This is a genomic window from Methanobrevibacter boviskoreani JH1 (assembly GCF_000320505.1).
GTDB classification, from domain to species: domain Archaea; phylum Methanobacteriota; class Methanobacteria; order Methanobacteriales; family Methanobacteriaceae; genus Methanarmilla; species Methanarmilla boviskoreani.
The window spans coordinates 111,744-133,345 of record NZ_BAGX02000020.1 but is presented as its reverse complement, the minus strand read 5'-3'; the positions used below and the strand labels follow the sequence as shown (position 1 = coordinate 133,345).

The window sequence follows — 21,602 nt, the reverse complement described above, 5'->3', positions numbered from 1 at the left end:
TCATAATTATGGTAGGAGGATGTTATGAGTCTTAAATCTTATTCAAGGTCAAAAGCTATTCATATTATGTTAGTTTATACTGGTGGATGTAATGGATGTGATATAGAAATAGTAAATTCAGTACTTTCACCGAAGATAGATATAGAACAATATAATATTTTTTTAACATGGAATCCTCGTGAAGCGGATATTTTAGTAGTAACTGGCCCTGTAACTTATCAAAATAAAGCACCCTTGCTTAGGATATATGATGCAATACCAGAACCTAAGATAGTTGTAGCTGCAGGATCTTGTGCTTTAATGGGTGGTGTCTATAAAAATATTCATGGAGATATTCCTTCAGAAGAGATTATGGGTCCTGTCGATAATGTAATTCCGGTAGATGCAAAGGTTCCAGGATGTGCAGTCAGACCTCAGGATCTTCTGGCTGGAGTTGTATCTGTTTTACCTAAATTGTTAGATGCAGATTAAATTATTATTATATTTATCAATTGATTATTATTCAAAAATTATTATTGGGAGTTTAAAATGATTGAAGAAAAAATACCTAAATCACAGGGAGAACTTATTGAGACTGAAATTTCAATGGGTACTGTTCATCCTGCTGCTTTAGAGCCTTACAGAGTTCGTTTTTTTGTTCAAGACGAGATTATTCAAGAGGCGGAAATAACTATAGGGGTTAACCATAGAGGTGTGGAAAGAATTATGGAAGGGCTTCCTGTAGAAAAAGCAAATGCATTAACTGAAAAAATCTGTGGTATTTGTTCTAATTCTCATACCTGGAATTCTGTCATGGTTGCTGAGAAAGGTTTAAACATCGATGTTCCTGAAAGGGCAAATTATATTAGGGTTATTATGGGTGAACTTGAGAGATTACATAGTCATTTACTTTATTTAGCACATGGTAATGAAGTTTTAGGTCATGAAACTTTTGCCATGAGAATATTTTATATCAGGGAAACTGTAATGGAATTACTTAATATGATTGGTGGTAACAGGGTTCAATATGGAGTTTCTGTAATTGGTGGAGTAAGGCCAAGATGCCAGTTAGATGATATGAGGATTCAAAGGTTAAATGAGGGAATGGACAAATTAGAAAAAGACTTGACTAAATTTACTGATAGATTCACGTCAGATCCAATTGTAAACTCAAGAATTGAAGGTATTGGTATTTTACCTCCTAAACAAGCTAAAAAATTAGGGGTTACAGGTCCTTCTTTACGTGCTTGTGGTTTTGAATATGATTTAAGAACAGAAATGGAAGAATATGATGATTTTGATTTTAATGTTGCTGTATTGGATGGTTGTGACGTTAAATCTAACCTTTTACTCAGAGTTTTAGAATGTTTTGAATCTATTAAAATCATTAGACAAGCTGTAAGAAATCTTCCAAGCGGTCCAATTACAAATCGTAATTGGGAAATGTATGATTGTAAAGCACTTAAACATTATCTTGAGGTTCCACGTGGAATTTTATATGATTCTTATGCTATTGAAGATGGAAGGGTTAGAAGCTCTATAATTAGAACTCCATCCATGACCAATATTGGTGCAATGCAATATGCGGCTATTGGAAATCAAATAACCGACGGTCAATTATGTATTGTTCAATGTGACCCTTGCTTTACATGTACCGATAGAACATTTGAAATCATTGAATTATAAAATTAGAGGGAAAACATGGCAGATATTACAATTTTGTATTCAATTATAGGTGCAATTATTACTTTGATAATATGTTTTATAATTGGAACATTCCTACCAGGTATTGAAAGAAAATATGTTCAAGCTAGAATTCAACAACGTATTGGACCTATTGTTACTGCGCCGGGGATAATGGCTCCTATAAAATTTTCTTTTAAGGAAAATCTAAGGCCAAATTCTCCTGCTCCAGGTTTATATAAAGCATTACCTATAGTTAGTTTTCTAGCAGTATTGTTGATTTTATTATTTTTAACTCCTCAAATGTATCCTGCATACCTACTTGCAAGTATCATTGCAATTGTTGGATTGTTGAAAGTAGAAGAAGTGTCTTATGTGTTAATGGGATCTTTATCTAAATCAGTAATGTCTCTATCTTTAAAATTTCCAGATATAGTTAAGGGTGCAGCTCACACTTCTGGTATTGTTAGATCTCATTTGGAGGATATTAGTTCCAAAAGATCTCTTAGGATGATTACTTATGGTTCCTTTCCTTTATATTTAGCATTATTCGTTCCAGTTGTTTCAGCTAAAAGTTTATATTTGTCCGATATTATTAAATATCAAATGGCAAATGGTCCTTTATTATTTACAACACAGGGTATATTGGCTGCAATTGTATTTTTTATAGGATCAGTGATAGTATTAAACGAATCTCCATTTAATATAATAGAGGCTGAAGCCGATGTTATTCAAGGACCCTATATGGAATATATTGCTGGTTATCGTTCTGTAATCTATTTATCTAAAGGATTATTAATGTTTACATTATCTGCATTATTTACAATATTGTTTTTAGGAATCCCTCTTGATCTATTATCCTGGAATTTTATTGTATTTGTTGTTGTTGCATTAATATTCACATTATTCATTGGTATTTTAAATGCTTTTACACCTATATTCACAAACAAACAATTTTATCCAGTTGTAATCGCTTCTACTTTATTAGGTGTACTTGCAATAGTTATAGGAATTTTAATTTAGAAAGGTGATTTATTTGAAATTTATTGTTAGACCATATCATATAATTAGTTTGGGTGGTTATATTGTTGAATGGGATTTTCCATATAGAAACATTATTGTAGTTAATAAAACATCTGAACCTATTAAGATTGAAATTCCTGTATTTGATGAAAGTTGGATAGAAGAACACAGAAAATTAGATTTGGATATTATTCCTGTAAGGGAGGAGGATAATTTTCTTATGATGTATAAGAAAGCTCACGCAGAACTTGATGAGATAAAATCCAAATTATGACCTTTTTTCAATTTTTAATTATTATCTTTTTTTAAATTTTTATACTATTATATTCAAATTATTAATTAATAATTAAGTGGTATTATGAATAGTTATGCAATAACAATTAAAACAAAGGAAAAGAAAGGGGTATTAGTTCAAATAACAGATATCATATCTTCATTTGATATTAACATTTCTTTTGTAAATTTATTTATTGATAAAAAGGATATTGCTTTTGTAAACTTAGAATTGGAAGATGTTAACAATATTACATCTTTAATAGAAAAATTAAATACCTTGGATTCAGTTTTATCTGTGAATATTCACCGTTCTGCAAATGACATATTTGGAAAACGCATACTTATCTATGGTGGAGGAGCACAAGTATCACAAGTAGCATTAGGTGCAATCACAGAGGCAGACAGACATAATATCCGTGGTGAGAGAATAAGTGTAGATACATTACCTGTTGTAGGTGAGGATGCCATTGCTGAGGCGGTTAATATCTTAAGCAGGACTCCTAGAGTTAAGGTATTAGTTCTTGCTGGTTCTTTAATGGGTGGAAAAATAGTCGAGGAGATAAAGAAGCTTAAAAAATTCAATGATCTAATTGTTTTCAGTTTAAACATGCCTGGTGGCGTAGCTGAGGTTTCTGATTTGGTTGTAACTGATCCTATTCAGGCAGGTGTTATGGCTGTAATGCAAGTAGCAGATACTGCCGTATTTGATTACCGTAAATTACCTGAAAATAAAAGAAGATTTTAATCACTATTAATTTTTTTTTATATTTCTATTGGATTTTCATAATCGTCCAAGCAAATGTCTTTGAATTCACAGTTTTTACATTTGTTTAAATCATATTTTGCTGTTGGAATTTCTTTATTATAAAGAATGGTTCTTACATAATCTATTTTTCTAAATAAACTTTTTCTTAGGTTTGCATCAATCACCACAGGTCTTCGCTCTCCGATATTTACATAATCTACAAACCCTACATAAACCTCTGTTTCAAACTCCTCTTCTATAAGTATGGAGGTAAATGCAAGTTCAATGGCATCACTATCCCAAACACCTTTTATAGGTGGAATTGATGTTTTAAAAATTATCGGGTAGTATTTTCCCTGTATAATTTCTATTTTTTCAGCTATCCCTGTAATTTCTAGCTCTGGATCTCTTAGGATATAATTATACATTGCTGTTGGAAATAGTCTTTCGGTGATGTTATGGCCGTTTTCATTGGTTAAATCCATTAATCTTTTTGATTTTAAACTTAATAGTCGAATGTTATATTTGGATTCCTGCATTAAATCATTTTTATATTTTTCAATATCCTCAATGTCATATTTCTCGGGATCATAAATTTCGTTTAATTGATTGTTTATATAATAATTTATATTTTTACTTAATTCTTGTTCGATTCTTTTTAAATCCATGTTCCTATTTAATCTTTTTAGATTTCTTTGAATTAAATCTTGAATATCAAGTCTAATCTCTTTTATTCTTTTTCCAGCTTCGTATCTTTCGTTTTTAATCTCATTTTCATGTATGTTATCCTCATAGTATAATTTTAATGGACAGTACATATAGGTTTTAATCTTTTTTAAACTAATCATTTTATCACTTTTCAGTATTTAAATATTATAATTCTTGTTTTATTCTATAAAACTAATAATATTTAAATATGGAAGTAAATAGTGATTGTAAACTTTTAATTTATAGAATAATTTAATATATGGTATTTATTTTAGTTTTAAAGATTTTTTTTATTTTTAAAAATATTTTAATCTCTAGATATTTTTTCATTTTAAATAGTTGAAATATTTAAAAAGTTTCTTTTAATAAAAATACTGTGGCTGAATTCAATTTTAGATTTTTAAAAAAATAGAGTTTAAAACGTGGTATTATGCCTTTTTATGAAAATTCATAATGGTTATGGCTATTAAAAAGTGATTTTATTTAATTTTTAAATATTGGTTTTTATAGTTTAATATTAGATGGTAGGTTTTGTTTTGGTTAAAATTGATTTTTATAGTTTATAGTAAAAATAGCATTTTCCTAAAGAATTTTTATTTGATTATTTTAAAAATAGGATTGATAATTACAATAATTATTGATAATAATAGGGATTTAATCAATGAATCTTGTAATTATTTTGTTTTAATATTGTATATTGCTTTAATAGTGTTTATCCATCTACAGGACTATCTTTTAGTTTTATATATTCTCCAATAGATTCCCTTGTTGAACCTACTAGAATTCTATACCATGGTTTTTTACCTTCAGTAATTACTTTTTCAACTTTTCCTCTTGCAACAGCTCTTTCACCTTCCATGACCTCTCCTGCATAGGTATGTGTAAATGATGCAAGTCCTGTTATCTCTACATCTACGCCGTCTAAAAGTTTTACATCGGTAATTTCATATACTGCCGGATTATCCATTGCCTGGATTGAGTTAGTAATGGTACATTCTATTTCTGCAATGCCTTGAGGTTCATATCTTGTATCACCATATTTTCCCTCAACCTCATCAAGGTTTCTAGTACATAGAATATCAAATAATGTATTTCTGATTACTCCCCTATTGAACTTTCTTGATTCATACCAGCAAAATTCCTCTTTAGTTAAACTGTCATCTTTAATTCTCTTATGGTATAACCTTTCCCAAAACTCATTTTGAATAGGATTAAGAACTATTTTTCTTTTAGATTCTCCTTCCCCTACTTCCACTTCCTGATCATGGTATTTTTTAAATGTATTAACTGCTTTTCTATGATTTTCCAAACCATAAACAACAAAGTCTAAATCTGAGCTTTCGGCCTTTTGAAGTCCTGGACAGGTGGATCCGGAAATACCTAAGTTTTCATAATCGATACCTGCAATATAGTGGAAGAAATCAGATAAGTCAATTAGCTTTTCCCTTGTTTCCTTGGTAACTTTCTTGTCTTTACCTTCTCTAATCTCTTTAAGTCTATCCTCTGGTCTAATGATTTTATCTACTTTGTCTATTGGTACTCCCATCATTGGAACGTTAGCAACTTCTGAGAAATATAGGTAATCCGGATGGTTTTCTTTTAAATAATCAAATGCCTCTTTTGAGTTTACTTTTGAATATTTCTTACCGTTTTTCTCCCTATCTCCATTTGGATTAGGGATGTATCTTAAAAATGAAATGATTCTATTGTTGGGATGTAGATAATTAGTTGATGCAAAGTATAAATCGTCTTTTGTATGTATAAAATCTCTAGTTCTTACTTCTATCATTAAAATCACTTATTTAAATTCTTGTTTTTAAAAAAACAACTATATTATATTAAACATTTATTTTTATTATTTATTATTTATTCTTATTTTTCTTAATAGATTTTTTGATTTGTGTCTTTTTAATTTTAAAACCTGGTTGGATTAAATTTCCAAGTTAAATATTTAAAATAAACCATTAGTGTTGTTTTATAAAAATCCTTTATAATTTGGGGTGTTTTTATAGTTAATTATTTAAAGCTCATTATTTTTTTAAATTATCTCTTTAAACATGTCTATATTTATTATAGTTCTAGCTTTCCTTTCATTGCTTATTTTGTTGGTGGTATTTTAAACTTTTACAATATTTTTTTTTAAATTGAAAGATTAATTTATTTTAATTTGAAAAAACATAATATAATTACTTAATAAAAGATTTTTAATTATTGATTTTTATAGGAGAAATCACATGTCAATTATACATAAACACATTGATAAGAAATTTGCTTATGATGGAAGTCAAATAAATCCATTATGGGCTTTTAGAGAGTTTGATATTAGAGGTTCCTCAATTATATCCTGGAGAGGACCTATGAATATTCGTCCTGATAATATTAAGGATTTTGCAGATGTGGGTAATGAAATCAAATCCGATGAGATGTTTCATACCATGACTGAGTTTTTTGATTGTCAGCCTGCTAACATGAGAATTGCCTACTTGCGTCAAAGGCTTTTAATCTTAATATTTAATGAAAAACTAGCTGGAAAAGGTGTAGTTGCCCACCGTGATGGGGATGATATTTATATAGATTCCAGAAAACTTAGTGTATGTATTGCATCAGCAACACTCAGTTCAATGAAAATCCATTTCGCATTAAATATTCATGATAGCGGAACCCCTGATGATGTTGACACAATAGGATTATTTGACATTAAAGATTCAGAGGGTAACTATATCTTTGATGATGACAATATTCTCGATTTTATGAATGATGTTTTAGATGCATATATTGATGAACTAGAAACAATTGAATTGGATATAAGTAAAACTAAACTATTGGATTTTTAAATTTTTAGAAGGTGTATTTGATGAAAATAATTATTAATGGTATTAATGCTAATTTGAGATTCTCTGCAGCTCATATAATTCCAGGTCATGAAACCTGTGGATTTATTCATGGACATTCCTATTTTGTTGATATTGAAATTGAGGGTGAAAAGGCCGGAGAATATGATTTTGTTGTGGATTTTAAACAGGTAAAGCCAATTGTAAAAGGATTATGTGATAGTTTGGATCACAGGTTGTTAATTCCAATCTATAATGGGGTCATGGATTTCAATGGAATTGACAATGACAATATCTCTATTGAAAGCTTTGATAAATATGGTAGCGTACAATTTAAAATTGGTAAAAAGGGATATACTATCCCAAAAGAAGACTGTGTTCTTCTTCCCTTAAAATATACCTCAGCAGAAGCTTTATCCGAATACTTCGTAAATAAATTAAGTGAGGCTCTTAAAGATAATAAAAACATACACTCTATTTCCGCATGTGTAAATGAGGGTATTGGTCAAGGGGCTATGTTTACTAAAATTTTAGATTAAGGGTTTAATATGTTAGAAGCACCAATTGTTGAAATATTTTCATCTATTCAGGGTGAAGGTCTTTTAGTAGGTAGAAGGCAGATATTTGTCAGATTTGCAGGATGTAATTTGGATTGTAATTACTGCGATACTGAAGATTCCAAATCTGTTAAAAACGGGGAACTTAAATCAGTAGATTATGTGGTAGATAGAATCAACAGTCTTAAAACAGAGGACTTACATTCCATATCCTTCACTGGTGGGGAACCTCTCTTATATGCAGACTTTATAAGAAAAGTCATTGATAGAATTGATACTCCCAGTTTTCTTGAAACTAATGGTACCTTTCCTAATGAAATTAAAAAACTAGATAATCTGGATTATGTGTCATTGGATATTAAATTACCAGAACACTTTGACGGTGATTATAACAATAAAATATTTGATAGGGAAATAGAATCAGTAAATATTCTACTGGAAAATTCAATTAAGGTATATTGTAAAATTGTTCTTTTTCCAGAGTCTGGTCTAGACTATGTTGAAAACTTAGCCTCAAGAATGAGTAATGAAATTAATGATAAGGATTTGGTTTCTGTTGTTATACAACCAGTTAGTCCAATTAGCAGGTGGAAAAATAGTAAGGATTTGCTTTTTAAATTTTCACAGGCTATTGGTAAATATATGGATGTTTTAACAATTCCCCAGTTACATAAATTCTTGGAAATTGAATAATTCTTTTATCTTATATTTTTATCAGTTTTTAGAATTCGGTAATTTCTATTTTTTTTATTTTTATCTGTTTTGAAATTGAATAAACTCTATTTCATATTTTCTAGTTTTAAGAACTTGATGATTTTGTTTTTATTTTTTATGGTTTCTGGATTGGATTATTATCTTTTTTATTTAAACCATTCATTCTTATTTTTTATGGTTTTTGGATTGGATTATTATCTTTTTTATTTTTGAAATACTTTTAATATAGCTATTTTTATAATTGAGATTTTCCTGAAATCCAATTTTAGATTTGAAAATACTTAAAATGTAAAACTTAGATTTAATCTCTTTCCTTAAATTGGATTTTATTAAAACTTCTTTTAAATAGTTTATATTAAAATTTAAATTTTTTTTTAAAATTATGTCCAAGTTTTTTATAACTTTCTTATAAAATCTATTTTTAAAAAAATCATATAGAAAACATTATTATTATTAAATATGTAATATTTATATGATTGAAAAAAAGGTGATTTAAAAAAAGATTTTAACTATTTTTTATAGAATAAAATATTAGTTAATTTTAGAAAATTACTTCTAATTTTATTAATAATTCTTCTACTGTTTGACATTTTTTAATATAAATTATTCTATTTTGTCTTATTTGGTTTAAGTAATTGTTAATAATTTTGAGAGTAATTATCTTTTTCAATTTTTAATTAAAAAGAGAGGTGTGTTCTATGAAAGATATTAACACTAAAAATTTAAAATCCAGAAATAAAGGATCTGTTGAACGTGAAACTAAACTATCTGAGCATGACGGGGATTTAATGAGTTTAGCAAGTAAAGATGTTATTACTGTACCTCCTACTACAACCATTAAAGACACTGCTCAATTAATGATAGATAATGAATTCAGGAGGATTCCTGTTACAGACCCTGGTTCTGGAAAACTTTTAGGTATTGTAACCTGTATGGATATTATTAATTTCTTAGGTGGTGGAGATAAATACAATATCATAAAATACAAATGTAATGATAATTATCTTTCAGCAATCAACGAACCAATTAAGGAAATCATGACTCGTGGTGTAATCACTATGAATCATAAATCTACTATTCGTGAATCTGTTAAAGTCATGGTTGATAATCATGTTGGTGCAATGCCAATTGTAGATAAAGAAGACAAATTAGTTGGTATTGTTACAGAAAGAGATTTCGCTTTATCTCTAGCTGGCGTATTAACTGATCAATTAGTTCAAGATTACATGACTACTGATGTAATCACTATTACCCCAGGTACTTCCTTTGACTATGTAACCAAATTTATGGTAAGAAACAGTTTCAGGAGATTACCAATCGTAAGTGAAGATGAGAATATTCCAGAACATACTCCAGAAAAACTTGTTGGAATTGTTACATCAACTGATATTTTAAGATACTTCATTGATAAAAAATTCTTCTCTCAAATGAAGACTAACAGTGCAGAGGAATTATTAGGAGATCTTAAAATTTCTGAGGTTATGTCTAAAGGTGCAAGAACTGTTGAACCATTAACTAGACTTGGAGATTTCTCTGAATTATTAAAAGAGAAGAATATTGGTGGAGTTCCAGTAGTTAAAAACGATAAAGTTCTTGGAATTATCACTGAAAGAGATATTCTTAAAGCTATTAATGATAGTTAGATTTAATATGTCTATGAATCATTAAATTAATAAGTTTTTTTAATTATATTTCTAGTTTAATTATTAATAGAATAGCTCCTTCAATATGGTTTTAGCTTATAGATTTGCTATTTTATTGGTAATTTTACTAATAATCCCTAGGAGGTATATTTATGCAAATTAGAAACATTATGTCTGAGGATTTAGTAACTATCGATAAGGATCAAAATATCTTAGATGGTTTAAAATTACTTAGAAAAAACAATATTTCCAGATTACCTGTAATCAATACTAATCAGGATAATGAAAGGGAATTAGTAGGTATTGTATCAGAAAGGGATATTGCAAAAAAATTAGGATCTTCAAAAACCAACAATTTAACTCCTGCTAAATTACATATATCCTCTGTTATGGTTAAAGACGTTGTAGCAGTAGATGAATCAATGAATTTGGCTGATGTTGCAAACATCATGTTGGATAATGGAATTGGTTCTGTACCAATCGAATCCAATGATGTTATGGTTGGAATTGTTTCAAAAGCTGACTTTGTAGATTTATGTACTGGTAGGGCTTATGATAAAGTTAAAGTTGAAGATGTTATGACCGAGGATGTTATTACAGTTTCTACAGAGGACAGATTAGTTCATGCAAGACGTACTATCATTGATAATAAAATTGGTAGATTACTTGTTACCGATGAGGATAATGGTCTTGTTGGAATTATCACTTCTAAAGATATTATCAGGGCTCTCATGGATTTCAAAAAGAAAACACCTGAAAAATATCAAAAAACACAAATCAAAAATATTTATGTAAAAGATATTATGTCTACTGCTGTTTCCGGAATCTCTAAAGATGCAAGTATTTCTGAAGTTGCAGGTTTAATGAAGGAAACAGGATTTAACGGATATCCTGTAACTGATGAAAACAACAACGTTGTTGGAATCATTACTCAAACAGATTTACTTGCTCTTGTAGCAGACATAGAAAGTGAATAATTTTATTTTATAAAGCTAAAATTCATTTTAGCTTTTTTTACTATTTTTTTGGAGGTTTTTTAAATTTCCCATATTGCTTTTTTAGGACCTGAAGGTACCTTTACTCATCAGGCTGCTTCTATTTTAAAGGATAAATTATATGATGACTCAACGGAACTTGTCTATTTTGATACCATTAATGATGTGATGGATGCAGTTATCACATCTAAATGTGTTAAAGGTGTAGTTCCAATTGAAAACTCTATAGAAGGTCCTGTCAATGTCACTTTAGATGCACTGGTTCATGAATATGATCTGATGATTGAAGGTGAAATTGTTCTTCCTATTAATCATAATCTTATGGCTCCTAAGGGACTTGAGTTATCTGATATAAGTGATGTTTATTCCCATCCCCAAGCATTGGCACAGTGTCATAACTATATTTTGAACAATTCTTTTAGGGTTCATTCAACGTCAAGTACTGCTGCAGCATGTAAAAATATTGTAAACTTTAAAAATTCAGCTTCAATTGGTACTGTTAAGGCTGCAGAATTATATGGTTTAAATATTCTGGATGAGAATATTCAGGATGTAGACAATAATGAAACAAGGTTTGTAGTCTTGTCTAAACATGATTCAAGACCCACAGGTGATGATAAAACGAGCATTGTATTTTCATTACATGATGATAGGCCTGGTGGATTATATGGAATTTTAGGCATTTTTGCAGAGTTTTCCATAAACCTGTCTAAAATAGAATCAAGACCTTCTAAACAGGGATTAAACAAGTATGTCTTCTTTATTAATTTTGAAGGCCATAGGCAAGATAAGGATATAAGTAAAATCCTAAAGTTAATTGGTGAAAACACTTCCTTTTTCAAAGTATTAGGTTCATATCATTTAATTCAATAGGAATCAGTTTTAAAAATTTAATTCTATAAATTTTCTATAATTTTAAAAGATTAATGTGATATTAGTCAATTTTTAAGTATATGGGATTCTCCATGTTTTTTATTCTATTTTTTTTTAATTGTTAGGGATTTTATTTAATTTTCAATATTTTTGAATTTTTAATAAAGCTATTTTTTAAGGGGAATTTCTAGATATAATCATAATAATTTTATATGAAAAATAATAAATAAATAGATTAATATATTTAATTTAAATAATATTTTTAAAATTTTTTTTAGGTTGATGGTATTATTAATCCAGATAAAGAAAAGCTTATTAAAGTCATGAAAGAACTTAAAGCTGATCATCAAGCAGGTAAAATCTCAGATGAGAAGTATAAGGAGTTATCACGACAATATATGATTAAGTTAAAGAACATTGATGCTTCCAGCAGAATTCGTGCCATGCAAGGAAGACAGTTTTCTTCATCTAGTAAACCTAAACGTAATTACAGACCTGACAGAAGGGCTGCAGAGTTAAGCAGGAAGGAAGATGAAAGACTTGTTCAGAAATATATTGTTAATCCTAAACGACCTGTTAATAATAATAAACCTAAAGCAAGTAAAAGTAATAAGGGAAAATACAGTATTCTTGTAGTGTTGTTTTTAATCATTGCATTTACTGCAGGAATTGGATTTGGAATGTTCAACTTTGATTTTCAGGCTGTTAACATTTCTGATGCCTCTGCAGTTGTAACTGACTCTGCTTTCCCGGTGGTTATAGAAAATAATACAACTTCTAATGTAACTAGTACCAGTACCTCAGACTCAGGTAGTTCCGATACCTCTACTGCCACTACCTCAGATAGTAGCGGTTCTACTACAAGTAGTTCTGATACTGGTGGTTCTTCATCAGGTGGTTCTGATACTGGTGGTTCAGATTCTGGTGGTTCTTCATCAGGTGGTTCTGACTCTGGAGGCTCTGACTCTGGTGGTTCTTCATCAGGTGGTTCTGACTCTGGTGGTTCTTCATCAGGAGGATCAACTCAATAAATTAATATCTTTTAATTTATTAATTATTTTTTTTATATGGTGGATTAATCATGAAAAAATCTTATATTGTTTTAGGAATAATTATTATTTTATTATTAGTTGGTGCAGCGGTAATGTTTTCCAATCATGAGAGGAGTCAGAACAATACAAATCAAACAGATGTTCAAACTGTTTCTCAAAATGGTGTTGTTCTTAAATTTCCGTCTGATTGGGTTATAGCTAAAGCTGAAACAAATGATACTGTTGTAGCTATTGCAGATTCTAAGTCAATTGATTCATCTTCAAAATATGGCCGAGTAAATGTTAATGTTGAAAAAAGAGATTTAAATGGTGAATCATTAAATACATTTGTTAACCAAACATATTCATCAATATTATCTAATTCATCAAATCAATTAGTATCTTTAGGAAATTCTACTGCCGTTAATGGTAAAGAGGCTTATGAGGCAGAATATCTTTCTGATATAGGTAATAACACTAAAGAGCATAGGGCAGTCTGGGTTGAAAGTAATAACCAAGTTTACGTAATATTGTGTACTGCTCCTCAAGGTCAATTTGAATCTGTGAATAAATACTTCAATTATATAATTTCAAATATTGAAATTTCTTAATCTTTATTTTTTTTATTTATTTTAATTATTATTGGCTAGTATAATCTATTATAAAAACAGTATTTTATTTTGTTTGAATATTAAATATTTAAAAATCAAGCATTTGGCCAAAACTTTATTATTTTTTATTTTTAAATTTAAATAGTGATTTATATGATAATATTATGTGTTACTGGCAGTATAGCTGCTACAAAATGTGTTCAATTAGCTAGAGATTTAAGAAGAAACGGACAGGAAGTTAAATGTTTTATGAGTGATGCGGCTTGTAAGATTATTACTCCGACATCAATGGAGTTTGCAACCACTAAACCTGTTGTAACTGAACTTACAGGACAAATTGAGCATGTTAAATATTCTCAGGAAGATTTGATTTTAGTTGCTCCTGCAACTGCTAATGTTATAAGTAAGTTTGCATATAAAATATCTGATAATCCAATTAATGCTTTATTAATTGCGGCTTATGGTCATGATACTCCAATTTTAATGGTTCCATCAATGCATGATTCAATGTATAGGGCTATTGGTGAAAATATTGAAAAGTGTAAAAATGACGGGGTTCATTTTGTAGATCCTAAGATGGCAGAAGGTAAGGCAAAATTCCCTGATATTGGAAATATTGTACTTGAATCATTAAGATTAATTAACTTAAATAAAGCTGATAAAGAATAATCAATTTGCTGACTTTCTTATCACTGCTCTTTATTAATTATATTCTAATTGATGATTACTAATTGAATCTCTTAAAAGAATTCAATTGTTTATTTTATTTTATTTTTAATTTTTTTAAAATTCTTATTCTGATTTAAAAATTTATTTCATGATACTATGAAAAACTCAATTATAGGTAAAAAGGTTTTAATAAATTTAGGTGGAACATATGAACCTATTGATCCAATCAGGGGAATCTCTAATAAATCCTCTGGTAAAATGGGTTTAGCACTTGCTCGTGAAGCATATATCCGTGGTGCGGATTTAACATTGATTGCAGCTAAATGTGATGTTGAAATTCCTTCAATATTTAACACGGTTCATGTTGAGACATCATCTGAGATGAATGATGCAATTAAAGGCATGATTGGTGACTTTGATGTTTTCATTGCAAGTGCTGCAATAAGTGACTTTGAACCGATTGAGATGAAGTCTCATAAAATCTCTTCCTCACTTAATATTTCACTAGAGTTTAAACCTGTGGAAAAAATAATTCGTCAAATAAAAGATATAAACGAAGATGTATACTTAGTTGGTTTTAAAGCTCAGTATGATATAGGTGAAGATGAGCTAATTAACCATGCTTTAAAACAAATTGAAACTGCAGGTGCAAATCTTGTAGTTGCAAATGATCTTGCCCATAAGGGATGTGGATTTGGTTCTGATACTAATGAGATTATATTGGTTCATGATGACGGTAGCTATAATAAGATTCCACTTGCATCTAAAGATGTTCTTGCATCTATAATCTTTGATGAGATAGAAAAAGCATTTTAATATTATCTTTATAATTAATGAATATTTAATTCGATTTTATTATAAAAAATTAATAATAAATAAAATTGATTTTTTCAAAAGATTATAATTTTTTCATAAATAATATTCCATTTATTTAAATTCATTAAATTAAAAAATGATTTTTGTAAAATTTATATCAAAATTTTATGTTTTTTTTGGATTCTTAATAAGGTTTTTAATATCTAGATTTAATTTATAATCACATTTTTTAATATTTTATTTAGTTAAAAATCTTTAAATTTTGTTTAATCTATTTAATGAATAGTAATACTTTTTTTTAAATTTTTATGGAATTTTTAATAGAAAATAAATTCTTTAAACTTAATATAAAATTAGATAAAATATTAGGATAAAACGTTTTAAAAATAGTAAAAATTAAAAATAAGTTCAATCCTCTAGATTCATACTGATGTGGAGTATTTATAGAGTGAATTGCATCTAGAGGCGATCTTTTGAACTAATTTTTATATATTGCATTAGCATTTAATTATATCTAATTACTAATATAAAAAGGTATCAATAGTAATACTTTTTTAATATTTCCACCTAAATTTTTAATGGTTTATAATCAATTATTTTTCTAATTTAGATATGGAATCATTACTAAAATCTAATTTTAATAGAGTAATAATTTATTATTTTTTTAAGTATACTAGTTAAGATAATAAAATAAAATTTAATTCAATATTCATATATGAATTATAAAAATAGTGGATAAATATTCATTAATGTGAATATTTTTATTAAATAGTATAGCTATAAAATTTTAAAAGTATAATATTTTTTTTATTTAAAAAAAATATTATTAATAATTATTAGTTTTATTTAAAAAGACCTTTCAACAATAAAACAGATATGGTCTTTCTCATATGGCTCTAATTTAACTTTCTCAACAATAGAGTATCCATTAGCTTTTAATATTTTTTCCTGTTCTTTATAAACAGTTTTTGGTTTAATATTAACATTAATACTCCTGGATTTAATCATAAATACTCCTTGTCCAGAGTCTTTCATAAAAAGATCCATGTTGTCAATGAACAATTGTGTTTGTGTAGGTTGTGCAACATCACAATATACCACATCCACTTTATCGACTAAGTTAAGGTAATCCTTAGGTTTAGTTGCATCATTTAAAAGAGGTGCAATATTAGGTCTTGTTTGACAAAGTCTTGATAATTTCCTCATACTTACAGGTGAAAATTCCACTGCAAATATCCTACCTTTTTTAACAATATCTGAAATATGTGAAACAGTAGTTCCTGTAGATGCACCAAGGTATAATACATTTGAATGTTCATCCATGTTTAGTTTACTTAATCCATTATGTAATGCTGCAGATAATTTTGATCTGTTAGGGTTCCATATCCTGTATTCTTTTCCTGTTTTCTCGTCTTTTACTAAAGGTTCACCATAAACCCTGGTTCCAGGAATTAGGTTTTCTGTAGCTATGTCATTGTTTATTTCATAAACTTCCATTTTATCAACTTACCTTTATTTTAATAAGCTTTTTTATATTCTTGTCTTTTAAATCTTAATCATTTTATATATTTAAATTATTGGATTGACTATTTTAGTCATTCTTTTATTGGATATAACAAAATAATCTATTTAATATATTTTTAAATTGTAAATAAATTTAATTAATTATTTTTTTAACTTATTTATTTTAATTTAATGCTTTCTTCTTTTTGAACGTCTTCGTTTTTTAGTTTTCTTATGATGCTTTGATTTTTTAGAACTTTTTCTTTTATTGGTATTTTTATTAGTAGATTTTGGTTTTGGGAAAGGATTCTCCTTTTCAATTTTCTCAACTTCCTCCTCAAATTCTACTTTAAGGTTTCTGTTAATGTCATCTGTAAAAACATCTTTTCTAACTGCAAATGTTATTTTAGAAGCAAGTCTTCTTGCAATCTTTCCTCTATTCCAATAGTTACTAGTTCTAACAAAGGGGTTTTGGTAGATTAGGCCATGTTTAGGGGGATTCTCACCAGTTTTAAGATGTCTAAATAATGCCTTCTCAGCACCCATAATCTGAATGGTGCTTGCAGAATATGTTGCAAGTCGCTTTATACTTCCAGCATGGGCTATTAATTTAGCTCCTAATGTTGCTCCTAGTAAATCTTTAAGGTTTGGTGCAATCTTTTCCATCTTGTCTTCAATATATTTCTCCATCGAGGATCTCGTATTTTGAAGGGACATTATGGATCTTGCATAACCATTAATTATTTCGATGTCCTCATCTTTTAAATCTGCACCGTTACTTATTTGGATATTATTTAAGAGTTCCGGATTATTTTCAATGATCTTCTCTCGATTATTGTCATAGTCAACAATTAATTTAACATATGTTTCATTGTTGTGTAAGGTTTCAATCTCCGGAAAATAGATTGTCTCCCACTCTCTTAATCTTTCAATCAATTTAGATATCTCTTCATCAACCTCATCGATTGCATTTACGGCTTGAATTAAGACCTTGTCCTCTTTCTGTGAGGATTCTTTCATCTTCAATATTGCAATCTGATTGGAGATATTTGTTAGTTTTTCATTGTATTCCTCTGGTGAGGAAACGAAGTTTATGTCTTGAAGAATTTCTAATAAATGGGCTCTTAAATATTCTCCACCTTTATTGGGACGTTTTATTCTGATTTTTTCATAATTTTTTAATTCACTATAATCAGAATGTCTATTGCTGGTTTCAATAACTATCTCATCATATTCATCTGGTGTTTTTTCAATTAATGAGATTTCTTCACTTGTAAGAATGTTCTGATTTATATCATGAAGTTTTGATCCTGCCTCATCATCCTTAAAAAGAGTATAGTCAATTAATTTTAGATTGGAATCAAAACTTAAAAATCCAGCAATACAATTTGTTATATATATTTCCATATTTCATATTATGTTTTTATATAATATTAAAGTTTTCTTTTGAATTATTTAAAAGTTTATTTTCTATTTTATATTTATTTATTTTATATTTTTAAATAATATTAATTATCTGTTCATATATAATCCATTGTCTAATTATATTTTATAAATTTTATAATCTTTTTAAATAATTAGTTTTTAATGGTCTTAATCTTATTTTTAAAATCATTTAGTTTTGAATTATTTTTTAATGGATTTTAATTTGTTAATTTTAAGATATTGGATTTTGATTATGATTTGTCTTTTTTTTTATTTCTGATTTCTTTTATCCGTATTTTTAATTGAATTTCTTCAATGATTATAAATTCTATAATGGATTTTTTAAATTTATATTTTCCTTTATCTATTTTTTTTACCCGGATTTCTATTACATAATTATAAATCTTAGATAAATCATAAATCATTAATAATTAGATTATTATATTTTATATTCTAATTTAAATTTAATTGAATTATTTTTACATGTCCGGATATAAAATTTTAGTAATTTCAATAATTTGGAAGTATTGTTATTTAATAATTAAATGGAGTATTTTTATGTTAGAAACGGAGATATGTGGTATTAAACTTAAAAATCCTTTAATGTTGGCTGCAGGTATTATGGGTAGCAATGGAAGTAGTTTAAACAGGATTTTAGACTCAGGCGCTGCTGCGGTAGTGAGCAAATCCTTCTCAAAAGATCCAAATCCAGGTTATCATAATCCAACAACAGTGGAGGTTACTGGAGGTATTATAAATGCAATAGGTCTATCCTCTCCTGGTGTTGATGCTTTTTCTAAAGAGTTGGATGCTGTAAAAACAGGTGAAGGCCAGGCTCTAATAGCATCAATTTACGGTGCAAATCCTGAGGAGTTTACATATGTAGCACAGGAAATCGAGGATTTGGTGGATATGATTGAATTAAATATTTCTTGTCCCCATGCAATGGAAGGTTATGGTGCATCAATTGGTCAGGATCCTATTTTAACTGAAAAGATTGTTGGTGCTGTTAAGGATGCAGTGGATTTACCTATTATTGCAAAATTGACTCCAAATGTAACTAGTATTACAGAGATTGCACAGGCTGCCGTAGACGGTGGAGTGGATTGTTTAAGTTTAATTAATTCATTAGGTCCTGGAATGAAAATCGATTTGAAAACAGGATATCCTATTTTGGCAAATAAGTTTGGTGGAATGAGTGGACCTGCAATTAAACCGATAGGTATTCGCTGTGTTTATGATGTTTTTGATGCAGTAGATGTTCCTATTATTGGTGTTGGAGGAATATCCAACTATGAGGATGTAGTTGAATATTTATATGCAGGTGCAAGTGCTGTGCAGATAGGTACCTCCATAATGGATGAGGGTATTGGAGTATTTGATGATATTTCACAGGGCTTAAATGATTTTATGATTGAAAATGATTTTAAATCCATTGATGAAATGGTGGGATTTGCTCATAAAGATTAAGGGGTGTAAAGATGAATGTTCCAAAAGTTTTAAAAATAAAATCTGTTGTTGAAGAGACACCAACTATCAAAACATTTATTTTCGATTGGGATATGGATGAAGATACAACTCCTTATCCAGGTCAATTTATCATGGTGTGGAATTTTAAGGATGAAAAACCAATGTCTATATCCTATATAAATCGTGAAGAGGAGGAAATTGGAATTTCAGTTAAAAATATTGGTCCTTTTACAGATGATATTCATAAATTAAATGCTGATGATCTATTAGGTCTTAGAGGTCCTTATGGTCATGGATTTGACATACCTTCCGGTAAGAAGATATTGGCTATTGGTGGTGGAGTTGGAATGGCTCCCATTGCGGCTTTTACCGATGAAGCTATAAAAAATAATGATGTGGATGTGGTATGTGCAGCCGTAAATAAAGATGAGCTATTGTTTGAGGATAGACTTAAAAATTCAGGTGCAGATGTATATAATGTTACAGATGACGGATCCTCAGGATTTAAAGGATTTGCAACTGATAGAACCATGGATTTGCTTAAGAACAATACCTATGATTCTGCAGTAGTATGTGGACCTGAGGTCATGATGAAACCTATCTATGATATCTTGGAGGAAAACAATATAGATGCAGAATATTCCCTTGAAAGATATATGAAATGTGCTATAGGTATATGTGGTCAATGTTGTGTTGATTCAACTGGTTGGAGAGTATGTAAGGAAGGTCCTGTATTTGATAACGATAGTTTAAAACTTATTACCGAGTTTGGAAAGTATAGAAGAGCTCCCTCTGGTGAAAGAATTTAATTTAATTCGGGATTTATCTCTGTTAATTTGGTTTTAGTTAATATTAAAGAAAAATTAATTTAATTTAATTATACTGAATTAAAGAACTATAGATTGTCTGGTTTAATATTATTCCTCAGAGCTAAAGAAAATTTTACAATTCATTTAATTATAAAAAGATATTATGTCAATTAATATTTCAGATAAACTTACAACTCCCTTAATCATTATAATCGTTTTCGCAATACTTTCTATAATGGTTTTAACACCTGTGTTGAATATGGTGATTCTTGGAATTATATTGTCTCTAGGTGTAAGACCAGTTGCAAGAAGATTAAATAATAAAATACCCTCCGCCTCATTATCAAACATTTTGGGAATGCTTTTGATAATCATCCCCATAATATTGTTATTGGTTTATATTGTTACAATGTCAATAAGTCTCATATCATCACTTTTAGGTAGTACTGGAAATCTGTCTACTTTGGACATGAATCAGCTTAATACCTGGATAGCTTCAATATTACCTTATCAATATAAGGGTATGAGTCATTCTATTGCAAATGGTATTTATAATGGTTTTAACAGTATTTTTAAGTGGTTGTCTAGTTATCTTATAAGCCTTATTCGTGATATACCTAATATCTCCGTTCAAATATTGGTTTTAATCTTCACAACCTTTTACTTTGCACGTGACGGTGATAAATGTTGGGATTATATATTTTCATTTATTCCCGATAGAAAAACATCATTCTTTGATAGGATGTTTAACCAGATAAAGGATGTCTTAAAAAGTATCTTTTACGGGCATGTGCTTACAAGTATAATCATTGGTATCATCGCATTTGTAGGTTACAGTTTACTTGGGTATTCATACAGCGGATTTTTAGGAATTATAACCGGTATCTGTCAATTGATTCCAGTTATTGGACCATGGCCAGTATATTGTATATTGGCCGTTAAAGATTTCTTTGCCGGAAACTATATAAGATTAATATTAGTTGTAATATTTGGTTGCGGACTGTCTTTAAGCGATATGTATATAAGACCTGCCATTGCAGGAAAATATGCAGATATACATCCGTTAATCCTACTTTTAGGTTTTATTGCAGGACCTTTAGTAATGGGTATTGTAGGTTTTATCTTAGGACCATTGATATTAGGTGTTGCATCTGCTGTAATCAAGGCATATAAGGAAGAGAAAGAATTTGAAAATCAAAATGAGAATAATGACAATTTTTTAGAAATTGAGCAATAATTAT

The 21,602-nt window shown here is 28.8% G+C and carries 22 protein-coding genes; 18 read left to right on the top strand and 4 right to left on the bottom strand.

Annotated elements, in window-relative coordinates; all coding sequences use genetic code 11:
- Positions 1-24 precede the first annotated feature (24 nt).
- From ON24_RS04660 to ON24_RS04640, 5 genes are all read left to right on the top strand, one after another.
- On the top strand, positions 25-471 hold the full coding sequence (locus tag ON24_RS04660; protein WP_040682113.1) for an NADH-quinone oxidoreductase subunit B family protein: 447 nt from the start codon (positions 25-27) through the stop codon (positions 469-471).
- A 60-nt stretch (positions 472-531) separates the two neighbouring features.
- A complete protein-coding gene (locus tag ON24_RS04655; RefSeq protein ID WP_040682235.1) occupies positions 532-1,665 on the top strand; it encodes a hydrogenase large subunit in 1,134 nt (377 codons plus the stop codon).
- Between the two features lie 15 nt (positions 1,666-1,680).
- Positions 1,681-2,685: a respiratory chain complex I subunit 1 family protein gene (locus tag ON24_RS04650; RefSeq protein ID WP_016359142.1), complete on the top strand. Its 1,005-nt coding sequence runs from the start codon at positions 1,681-1,683 to the stop codon at positions 2,683-2,685.
- A gap of 13 nt (positions 2,686-2,698) precedes the next feature.
- Positions 2,699-2,959, top strand: coding sequence for an energy-converting hydrogenase B subunit P (locus ON24_RS04645; protein ID WP_016359141.1), 261 nt, complete (start codon positions 2,699-2,701; stop codon positions 2,957-2,959).
- Between the two features lie 84 nt (positions 2,960-3,043).
- Complete coding sequence (locus ON24_RS04640; protein WP_016359140.1) at positions 3,044-3,706, top strand: DUF5612 domain-containing protein; 663 nt, start codon at positions 3,044-3,046, stop codon at positions 3,704-3,706.
- 17 nt (positions 3,707-3,723) lie between these two features.
- Here the strand turns inward: ON24_RS04640 and ON24_RS04635 are convergent, their stop codons facing one another.
- Positions 3,724-4,554 carry a CRISPR-associated protein Cas4 gene (locus ON24_RS04635; RefSeq protein WP_040682112.1) on the bottom strand — a complete coding sequence of 277 codons (831 nt, stop codon included), beginning with the start codon at positions 4,552-4,554 and terminating at the stop codon, positions 3,724-3,726.
- A gap of 572 nt (positions 4,555-5,126) precedes the next feature.
- A complete protein-coding gene (locus ON24_RS04630; protein WP_040682111.1) occupies positions 5,127-6,203 on the bottom strand; it encodes a DNA polymerase subunit beta in 1,077 nt (358 codons plus the stop codon).
- A 445-nt stretch (positions 6,204-6,648) separates the two neighbouring features.
- Here ON24_RS04630 and ON24_RS04625 point away from each other — a divergent pair, with 445 nt between their 5' ends.
- From ON24_RS04625 to ON24_RS04580, 10 genes are all read left to right on the top strand, one after another.
- A complete protein-coding gene (locus tag ON24_RS04625; RefSeq protein ID WP_040682110.1) occupies positions 6,649-7,248 on the top strand; it encodes a DUF366 family protein in 600 nt (199 codons plus the stop codon).
- A 20-nt stretch (positions 7,249-7,268) separates the two neighbouring features.
- Positions 7,269-7,784, top strand: coding sequence for a 6-carboxytetrahydropterin synthase QueD (locus tag ON24_RS04620; RefSeq protein ID WP_016359136.1), 516 nt, complete (start codon positions 7,269-7,271; stop codon positions 7,782-7,784).
- Positions 7,785-7,793: 9 nt separating this feature from the next.
- Positions 7,794-8,495, top strand: coding sequence for a 7-carboxy-7-deazaguanine synthase QueE (locus ON24_RS04615; protein ID WP_016359135.1), 702 nt, complete (start codon positions 7,794-7,796; stop codon positions 8,493-8,495).
- 719 nt (positions 8,496-9,214) lie between these two features.
- A complete protein-coding gene (locus ON24_RS04610; protein WP_016359134.1) occupies positions 9,215-10,159 on the top strand; it encodes a CBS domain-containing protein in 945 nt (314 codons plus the stop codon).
- 152 nt (positions 10,160-10,311) lie between these two features.
- The gene (locus tag ON24_RS04605; protein ID WP_016359133.1) at positions 10,312-11,136 is read left to right on the top strand and encodes a CBS domain-containing protein; all 825 of its coding nucleotides are present in this window, start codon (positions 10,312-10,314) and stop codon (positions 11,134-11,136) included.
- Between the two features lie 63 nt (positions 11,137-11,199).
- On the top strand, positions 11,200-12,027 hold the full coding sequence (gene pheA / locus ON24_RS04600) for a prephenate dehydratase (protein WP_040682109.1): 828 nt from the start codon (positions 11,200-11,202) through the stop codon (positions 12,025-12,027).
- A gap of 323 nt (positions 12,028-12,350) precedes the next feature.
- On the top strand, positions 12,351-13,058 hold the full coding sequence (locus tag ON24_RS04595; RefSeq protein WP_040682108.1) for a hypothetical protein: 708 nt from the start codon (positions 12,351-12,353) through the stop codon (positions 13,056-13,058).
- 50 nt (positions 13,059-13,108) lie between these two features.
- The gene (locus ON24_RS04590; protein WP_050553555.1) at positions 13,109-13,669 is read left to right on the top strand and encodes a PsbP-related protein; all 561 of its coding nucleotides are present in this window, start codon (positions 13,109-13,111) and stop codon (positions 13,667-13,669) included.
- Between the two features lie 153 nt (positions 13,670-13,822).
- The gene (locus ON24_RS04585) at positions 13,823-14,338 is read left to right on the top strand and encodes a flavoprotein (RefSeq protein ID WP_040682107.1); all 516 of its coding nucleotides are present in this window, start codon (positions 13,823-13,825) and stop codon (positions 14,336-14,338) included.
- Positions 14,339-14,494: 156 nt separating this feature from the next.
- On the top strand, positions 14,495-15,154 hold the full coding sequence (locus ON24_RS04580; RefSeq protein ID WP_050553554.1) for a phosphopantothenoylcysteine decarboxylase domain-containing protein: 660 nt from the start codon (positions 14,495-14,497) through the stop codon (positions 15,152-15,154).
- A gap of 846 nt (positions 15,155-16,000) precedes the next feature.
- Here ON24_RS04580 and ON24_RS04575 read toward each other — a convergent pair.
- Both ON24_RS04575 and ON24_RS04570 read right to left on the bottom strand, forming a co-directional pair.
- Positions 16,001-16,651: a fibrillarin-like rRNA/tRNA 2'-O-methyltransferase gene (locus tag ON24_RS04575; RefSeq protein ID WP_040682106.1), complete on the bottom strand. Its 651-nt coding sequence runs from the start codon at positions 16,649-16,651 to the stop codon at positions 16,001-16,003.
- A 195-nt stretch (positions 16,652-16,846) separates the two neighbouring features.
- On the bottom strand, positions 16,847-18,064 hold the full coding sequence (locus ON24_RS04570) for an NOP5/NOP56 family protein (RefSeq protein ID WP_040682105.1): 1,218 nt from the start codon (positions 18,062-18,064) through the stop codon (positions 16,847-16,849).
- A gap of 576 nt (positions 18,065-18,640) precedes the next feature.
- On the opposite strand from ON24_RS04570, the gene ON24_RS04565 reads away from it, so the two are divergent.
- From ON24_RS04565 to ON24_RS04555, 3 genes are all read left to right on the top strand, one after another.
- The gene (locus ON24_RS04565; protein WP_040682104.1) at positions 18,641-19,552 is read left to right on the top strand and encodes a dihydroorotate dehydrogenase; all 912 of its coding nucleotides are present in this window, start codon (positions 18,641-18,643) and stop codon (positions 19,550-19,552) included.
- Between the two features lie 11 nt (positions 19,553-19,563).
- The gene (locus ON24_RS04560) at positions 19,564-20,361 is read left to right on the top strand and encodes a dihydroorotate dehydrogenase electron transfer subunit (RefSeq protein ID WP_040682103.1); all 798 of its coding nucleotides are present in this window, start codon (positions 19,564-19,566) and stop codon (positions 20,359-20,361) included.
- A gap of 163 nt (positions 20,362-20,524) precedes the next feature.
- Entirely contained in the window at positions 20,525-21,598 is a 1,074-nt protein-coding gene (locus tag ON24_RS04555) for an AI-2E family transporter (RefSeq protein WP_040682102.1), read from the top strand.
- Positions 21,599-21,602 lie beyond the last annotated feature (4 nt).